The sequence below is a fragment of the Streptomyces sp. NRRL WC-3549 genome (assembly GCF_000721935.1).
Classification (GTDB): domain Bacteria; phylum Actinomycetota; class Actinomycetes; order Streptomycetales; family Streptomycetaceae; genus Streptomyces.
This window is the reverse complement of the sequence record NZ_JOCS01001844.1, coordinates 1-829: the sequence shown is the minus strand read 5'-3', so window position 1 is coordinate 829 and position 829 is coordinate 1. Positions and strand designations below refer to the sequence as shown.

Annotated in this window: 1 protein-coding gene and 1 pseudogene; both read left to right on the top strand. The window is 69.6% G+C overall.

The genetic code is table 11. The annotated features are described in order from the left end of the window. On the top strand, positions 1–225 hold a 225-nt coding region (locus IH13_RS0100150), incomplete at its 5' end, for a roadblock/LC7 domain-containing protein (RefSeq protein WP_031079897.1). Positions 226–314: 89 nt separating this feature from the next. Then, positions 315–829: pseudogene (locus tag IH13_RS44205) on the top strand (DUF742 domain-containing protein); the annotation flags it as partial.

The following is an 829-nucleotide window of genomic DNA, read 5'->3' as shown; positions in this document are numbered from 1 at the left end:
TCCCGGATCTTCGAGGGCGGCGCCGTCAACCAGACCGTCGTGGAGATGGAGCGGGGGTTCCTCTTCATCATGTCCATCTCGGACGGCTCTTCGCTGGCCGTTCTCGCCCACCCGGACGCCGATATCGGCCTGGTCGGGTACGAAATGGCACTTCTCGTGGACCGTGCGGGAAGTGTTCTGACCCCGGACCTCCGAGCGGAGCTGCAGGGCAGTCTTCTTAACTGACAGACAGACAGTGCGTTTCTCGTCACCGCGCCATAAGGTGCGGTGACGCGGCACCACTGGGACGGTGACGGGCAGTCGGAGGAGGAGACGTGACAGCACCCGCAGGAGGACACCCTTACGAGGGTGGCCGGCACGTTCCGGGCGAGCAGGGCGACAACCGCTTCGACATCCCTTCCGTGCCCGGCAGACAGGGCCCCGGCGATCCGTACCAGCCGTACCAGGGCGGCGGGCTGCCTCAGCACCCCCGGCGCGGGGCGGACGGGTAGAGCGGCAGGCCCCGGCCCCGTCGGCGCCCGCGGCGCACAACCCGTTGGTCCGTCCGTACGCCATGACCGGCGGCCGGACCCGGCCGCGTTACCAGCTCGCCATCGAGGCGCTGGTCAGCACCACGGCCGATCCCGCCCGGCTGCAAGGGCAGTTGCCCGAGCACCAGCGGATCTGCCGGCTCTGCATCGAGATCAAGTCGGTGGCCGAGATCTCGGCCCTGCTCTCGATCCCCCTCGGCGTTGCCCGGATCCTCGTCGCCGACCTGGCCGAGGCCGGACTCGTCGCTATCCATCAGCCCGGCGGCGACGAGGCCGCCGGCGGCCAACCAGATGTGACA